A 6,096-nucleotide genomic window follows, 5' to 3' on the forward strand; every position below is an offset into this window, starting at 1 on the left:
GCTGGCGGGTTTGCCGGGCGAGACTCGGCTCGTCCGTGGGCTGTGGGCTGTGGGCTGTGGGCTGTGGGGTGGGACCGGGTCGCCGGGTCGCCTGTTGATGATTTTTCGAGGTTTGTGCGCTGAAAGCGGCCTTGTTGATCGCACAAAGCTCGAAAGATCGTTTCCGGCGGCTGGATGTCGGCTCGATGTCAGGCGGACGGTCAGCCGTGCGTAGTCGACGACGGGCCCGGGCAGCCGGTCGAGCAGCGCGGTCGAGCAGCGCGGCCGTGTCGCGGCGGTGTGGCGGCGGTGTGGCGACCGGTTCCGGAGCCGGCGTCGAGGACGGTGGCATTCCCGGCCGGCGCCAGCCGCGCGAAGGTGCGCCGGCCCTTTGGCGCCCTGGATACCTGCCGGTCAGTGGATTCCTGAAGGTCTGTGGATTCCTGAAGGTCTGTAAGGAGACTTCTTATCAACTTCCCGGGTCCGGGATGGTGTGGGCGGGCCGGATATCGGGCAACCTTGAGACGAGTCTCATAACGCAATCTTTGTCACAGCTTGCGGCCGCGACGGAAAGGGGATCGAACGGTCATGACCGCCGATCATGCGCCGATGGGAACGGTACGCACTCCGGTCTCGGTGCGCCCCGGGGTGGCTGTGACCATTGGCTTCCTGACCATCCTGCTGGGCGCCTTCACACTTCCCGCCGCGGTGCCGGACCGGCCGTCGGTCGCGTACCTGTCGGCCGGCCTTGCCGGAGCAGCGCTCCTCCTCGGCCTGTTGCTGGCTGCCGACCTCGCCCGGGCCGCCGTCGCTCGCCGGGCAGGCGTCCAGGTGGACGGGATCACGGTCGGCGCCTTCGGTAGTCGGCTGCGCGCCGCCACCGCAGGCATCAACGAACCTCGGACGGGAGCCCGCATCGCCTGTGTCGGGTTGGCCGTCAGCGGGCTCGGTGGCGCGGGGCTGGTCACCCTGGGATGGCTCGCCCCGGGCGGCAGCCTGGCGCTGGCCGGCAGCGTCGGGCTCTGGGTCGGTGGCCTCGCGCTTCTGATCACCCTGTCGGAGCTGCTGCCCGCCCCGCGCACCGGAGGTGGGCGCCTGCTAGCGGCGCTGGTGTACCGGCGGACCGGCAGCCGTGAACGCGCGGACGCGGCAGCCGCCAGGGCCGGAGTGATCACTGGTTGGATCCTGATCGCCTCAGGTGCAGCGTTGATCTTCCTGGCAGGCGCAATGGGCCTGTGGGTCGCCTTGCTCGGGTGGCTCGCGCTCGGCTCGGGCCGGGTGGAACAGTCCCGGCTGCGGACGAACAGAGCGCTCGCGGGCGTCCGCGTCGGGGATGTGATGGGGCCCGCACCCGAGGTGGTGCCCGGTTGGCGGACGGTGTCCGCGGTCGTCGAGGACATGGCCGACCAGGTGGTACCCGCGTCCGGGCAGGTGGTGTTCGCCGTGGTCGATTTCGACGGCGGCCTCGCCGGCGTCGCACACCTGCGCGATCTTGCCGCGGTGCCGCTCGACGACCGCGGCTTGACCCGGGTGACGAAGGTCAGCGTCCCGATGGCCGCGGTGCCCACGACCACACCGAACGAGCTTCTGAGCGATCTGCTCCCGCGGCTGGCCGAGCGCCCGGCCGCCGGGTGCGCCCTGGTGCTGGACGACGGTGTAGGTGACGGCACTGTGCTGGACGGTGCTGTGCTGGACGGTGCTGTGCTGGGTGGTGCTGTGCTGGGCGGCGGTGTCGGCAGGCCACGGCTGATCGGCACGGTCGGCTACGCGGAAATTGCCCGAGCGCTGGCGACCGTCGCGCTGGTGCCCGCGGGCACGGCCGTGGCGCGGGAATGCCGGCCACAAAACGACCGACTCTGATCCTTTCATGGGAAGGGCAACCCCCCGCGAGTAATGTTGCGGCCATGACGATCAGGAGCGCCGAGGCGTTGGTCAGTGGTCCACCTGTTGATTACCTGGCAGTGGGGAACCCGACCCTCGACGTCCGGCCCGATTCGTCGCTCGCGGTCGGTGGAAGTGTGGTCTACGCCATCATCCAGGCGGCGCGCCTCGGCTTGTGTGCTGCGGGACTCGGGCGCGGTTGTGCTCCGGAACTGGTACCGGTGTGGATGCCGTTTGCCACCGAGGCGTTCCTCTACATCCAGCCGTCGGCGGACACGACGCGGTTCCGTAACGAAAGCATGGACGGCCGCCGGACCCAGTGGCTGGAAAAATCCGCAGGCTCGGTGTCCGGCCTTGACCGGATTCCCGAAACTCGGGTCCTGCACCTGGCTCCCGTCGCGCGGGAAATCGTCATCGAGGAGGCCGTCCGGGCAAAAGCGCGGGGCCTTCTCGGCCTGACCCCGCAGGGGCTGATCCGTTCCTGGGACGAGCATGGTCTCGTCCACCATCAGCCCTTGGAGATCGACGGCCCGACCGCGGCCACGCTCGATGTGGTGGTGTTCGCGGACTATGAGGCGCCGTACCTGAAAGGCGTGGCGCAGGCGGTGCGGCGGGCCGGCGGCATCGTCGTGGTCACCAGGGGCGCCGGCGGATGTGAGGTGCTGCTGGCGACCGGCACGCAGGAGTTCCCCGCCATCGAGACGTCCCAGCTCGTCGACGACACCGGGGCCGGTGACGTGTTCGCCAGCGCGTTGTTCATCGCGTTGGACGGCGGGAGCACGGTCAGCGAGGCGGTCCGGTTCGCGGCGGCGGCAGCCGCCCTGAGTATCGAGGGGATCGGTCCGTGGGCGATCGCTTCCCGTGAGGAGATCGACAAGCTGGCCGGCCAGGACAGCTCTCTCGCGTTCCCCTGACCGGATCGCGTCTGCCAGGACACCCTTCCCTAGTTCATTCCGTAGTCAACAGTGTTGACGACTCCTGCCATCCATGATCTTGATGGGATGTCCGTAGGAAATTGTCTTCATGTGTTATGGATGTGACCTGATGGCGACTACGGTGATCGTGCGGGGCTCAGGCCCGTAGTGCCAGAAGATCCGCCAGGCGGACTTTGTGGAGCGTGCGTTCGTCCCTTCTCACTGTGCGATGTCGGCCGCACCTATACTGTTCTGTATAGATCAATACATACAGAATGGTGGACGTGGACAAGCCCGCACATGTCATGGACCGGGATCAGCAGTGGGCCACGCTGGTCCGCTTCCTCGCACGAGGGGAACCGGCCCTGCGGATCGGCCTGCTGTCAGGACGGCGTCGCCACGGCAAGTCCTACCTGCTGCGGGCCCTGACCGAAGCGGCGGGCGGGCTGTACGTGACGGCGGTACAGGAGGAAGGCCGACGGCCTGCGCAGCGGCGGTTCGCGGCCGCTCTCGCCCGCTTCGCCGGACTGCCTGCATCCGCGGTTGAACTGGACGACTGGCAGCAGATCCTCACGACCGCGCTGGAGCTCGTGGAGCGACATCGCTCACCTGGGACGGCTCCGCTCCTGGTCATTGACGAGCTGCCCTACCTTCTCGACCATTCCCCGGAGATCCCGTCGCTTCTCCAGCACCTGTACGACGATTCGCAACTGGGGCGGACTCCAGGTGGCCGGCTCATTCTGTGCGGTTCCGCGATGAACGTGATGACCGAGCTGCTCTCGGGGTCCCGGGCACTGCGCGGCCGGGTGGCACTGGACATGCGGCTGGGTCCGTTCGACTACCGTCAGGCGGCGGCGCTGTGGGGAGTGGCAGATCCGGAAGTGGCATTGCGCCTGCACGCTGTTCTCGGCGGTGCGCCCGGCTACCGCCAGCTCGTGCAGGACGACCCCCCGGCCACGGTCGAGCAGTTCGGCTCGTGGGTACAGGAGAACCTGCTTGATCCAGATCTTGGGTTGTTCACGCGGAGCGAGACCGAACATCTGCTCCGCGAGGATCCCCGCATCACCCGGCGGACCCTCTACTACGACATCCTGACCGCGGTCGCGTCCGGTGCGGGCACCCCGGCAAAGATCGGCAGTATGATCGGGCGGGAGCGGACAGCGCTCACCCATGCACTGGACGTCCTGGAGTCCGCAGGCTATCTGCGGCGTGATCAGGACATGCTGCGCCAGCGGAACACAGTCATCACGGTGACAGATCCGATCATCAGGTTCAACCAGTTGATCACAGTGCCCTACAGCGACCTGCTGGAACGTCACGAGGGCGCCCAGGTATGGCAGGCGTCCACCGCGACGTTCGCGGCGCAGATCCTCGGCCCGCACGTCGAGGAGCTGGCACGGACCTGGACGCGTCTCTTCGCGACGCGGGAGGTCTTCGACGGGCAGCCGCTGGGCACAGTCGGCAGCGCGGCCGTGCACGACGGCGCGGGACGCGCCAGGCACGAGGTGGATGTGCTGGCACTCGCGGCGGGCGAGCGGCCCCGCGTACGAGGCGTCCGTATCGCCCTGATCGGCGAGGCGAAGGCAACCGCCCAGCGCCGCACTCCGGGTGACCTCACCCGACTCGAACGCATCCGTGCGGTTCTGGCCGAGGACGGCCACGACACAGACGACGCCGTCCTCGCGATCTTCTCGCTGACCGGCTTCAGTCCCGATCTGCGGCTTCTCGCAGACCAGCGCGCCGATGTCCGCCTCATCGATGTCAACACCCTGTACGGGCGGGCCGAGCCGTGAACCGCGCTCCACTGCGCTGTCTGTCGCCCTTGATGTCTGATGTATGTACACCGTTAGTACGACGTGCAGGGTCGAGTTGGGTCGAACGTCAAGGTGAGTGATGGACGTGGCTGCGGCGAAGACGGACCGCTTGGGCCTGCGCACGAGCACACGTCAACGGGCGCTGCTGGAGGCGGCGAGCGATGCGGAGGGCGTCACGGAGTCGGCCGGGCACTTGTCGTGGACGCGCTACGGCGGACAGCGGCGGCGGCTGATCTCGTCGGAATCGGCGCGCTGCTGATCCATGCGGAAGACGACGACGCGCGGTCGTTCTATCTGCGGCTCGCGGCCTTTGAGTCGAGCCCGACTGACGACCTGTATCTCTTTCTTCTCATGAAGGATCTCCGACGTGTTCTGACAGGTTCCTGACGCGCCCTGCACCGGGCTGGCGCGATGTTGCCCCTGGTTCGGTGAGCGTCAGCTGTCGGTGTCCCTGGGGTGGCGGGTGGCGGAGTAGACGAGATGCACGGTCCGGCGGGTTTCGTCGACGAGGTAACGTACGCGGCCGCCAGCGGTCACCTCGTACTCCCATTGGGGGTACTCCGAGCCGCCGAGCATGGCCGTAGCGAGGCGCCCGCGTAGCCGGTGCTGCCGATCCGGGTCGCTCATCGAAAGTGGATTGCTGCGTAGCGCCTCGTAGCAGCGGCGGGTGTTGCCGGCCGCTTCTGCGCACAGCTCGCCCCACCCTTTGGCTGCCTCGTTCGTGGCGAACCGAAGCCGCCATTCGCTGCCGATCGGTGGAGCGGGAACATCGTCTCCGCGTTTGGGGCTCACGGGGCATACACCTCCCCATGGTCCTCATCCGGGAGGGGCGCCGTCAGCGCTGCGGTCAGTTCGGGGTTGGCGAGAATTCTGGCGGTGGCGCGCCACTCGACGATGACCCGGTGCAGATGGGAATGGATATCCAGTTCTGCGACGTCGCGGGTCGCGTTCACGAGGTCGGTGAGGAACTCGCGCATTTCGTCGGCGGACAGGTGCCTACTCCAGGGAAAGACCTCGGGCAGGGCGAGCAGGACAGCCCGCGCGCCTTCGTCGTTGCCAATCAGCGCGGTGAACAGACGGGCGGTGACGTCGGCGGTCTCCTCCCGCTGCCGATCATGATGCTCCGTGGTCAGGTAGAGGTTCTCGCCGTCACGCCGCGTCACCTGGACGCGCTGGGCGCGTTCGACGGTGTCAGCGACCCTCTTGGAGTTCTTCGACAGGTCGGAGAAGGAAACGGTGAGAGCGGACATAGATCAAAAATACTTCGGAACACGTTCCGAAGTCAACTGGGGTGGGTCGTCGGTCAGATCGCGAGTGCGGTGAGGATGAGGCCCAGACCCTCGTGGAACTGGGTTTCCATCGCCCCGGCGAGGTGGTCGGCGACCGCGGCGAGGTGGGGGTAGCGGGCGGCGGCCGAGCTGATCGCGGTCACCGGGGTGACGGTGGCGTCCGGACCCTTGTGGGCGATGGTCGCCGCGGTGTGGCGGGCTTCGGTCAGGGCGTGACCG

At 67.8% G+C, this 6,096-nt stretch carries 6 protein-coding genes and 1 pseudogene; 4 read left to right on the forward strand and 3 right to left on the reverse strand.

Annotated features, from left to right (window positions below; genetic code table 11):
• The first annotated feature begins 567 nt into the window (after positions 1–567).
• The 4 genes from U9983_RS26165 (at position 568) to U9983_RS26180 (ending at position 4,975) form a co-directional block, all read left to right on the forward strand.
• A complete protein-coding gene (locus U9983_RS26165) occupies positions 568–1,839 on the forward strand; it encodes a peptidase M50 (protein WP_322756565.1) in 1,272 nt (423 codons plus the stop codon).
• Positions 1,840–1,883: 44 nt separating this feature from the next.
• A complete protein-coding gene (locus U9983_RS26170) occupies positions 1,884–2,774 on the forward strand; it encodes a PfkB family carbohydrate kinase (RefSeq protein WP_322756566.1) in 891 nt (296 codons plus the stop codon).
• Positions 2,775–3,079: 305 nt separating this feature from the next.
• Complete coding sequence (locus tag U9983_RS26175; protein ID WP_416211555.1) at positions 3,080–4,567, forward strand: AAA family ATPase; 1,488 nt, start codon at positions 3,080–3,082, stop codon at positions 4,565–4,567.
• A gap of 219 nt (positions 4,568–4,786) precedes the next feature.
• Complete coding sequence (locus U9983_RS26180; protein WP_322756568.1) at positions 4,787–4,975, forward strand: hypothetical protein; 189 nt, start codon at positions 4,787–4,789, stop codon at positions 4,973–4,975.
• 48 nt (positions 4,976–5,023) lie between these two features.
• On the opposite strand, the gene U9983_RS26185 is transcribed toward U9983_RS26180, so the two are convergent.
• The 3 genes and pseudogenes from U9983_RS26185 to U9983_RS26195 form a co-directional block, all read right to left on the reverse strand.
• Positions 5,024–5,380 carry a hypothetical protein gene (locus U9983_RS26185; protein ID WP_322756569.1) on the reverse strand — a complete coding sequence of 119 codons (357 nt, stop codon included), beginning with the start codon at positions 5,378–5,380 and terminating at the stop codon, positions 5,024–5,026.
• Complete coding sequence (locus U9983_RS26190) at positions 5,377–5,838, reverse strand: hypothetical protein (protein WP_322756570.1); 462 nt, start codon at positions 5,836–5,838, stop codon at positions 5,377–5,379. The genes U9983_RS26185 and U9983_RS26190 overlap by 4 nt, the downstream gene beginning before the upstream one ends.
• A 53-nt stretch (positions 5,839–5,891) precedes the next feature.
• Positions 5,892–6,096 (reverse strand): annotated as a pseudogene (locus U9983_RS26195) (TetR/AcrR family transcriptional regulator); the annotation flags it as partial.

This window comes from Protofrankia sp. Cas3 (genome assembly GCF_963555955.1).
Lineage (GTDB): Bacteria > Actinomycetota > Actinomycetes > Frankiales > Frankiaceae > Protofrankia.

Coding starts and splice junctions, on each gene's coding strand:
- U9983_RS26190 (WP_322756570.1), bottom strand. CDS start 5,838: ATGTCCGCTCTCACCGTTTCCTTCTCCGACCTGTCGAAGAACTCCAAG.
- U9983_RS26170 (WP_322756566.1), top strand. CDS start 1,884: ATGACGATCAGGAGCGCCGAGGCGTTGGTCAGTGGTCCACCTGTTGAT.
- U9983_RS26165 (WP_322756565.1), top strand. CDS start 568: ATGACCGCCGATCATGCGCCGATGGGAACGGTACGCACTCCGGTCTCG.
- U9983_RS26175 (WP_416211555.1), top strand. CDS start 3,080: ATGGACCGGGATCAGCAGTGGGCCACGCTGGTCCGCTTCCTCGCACGA.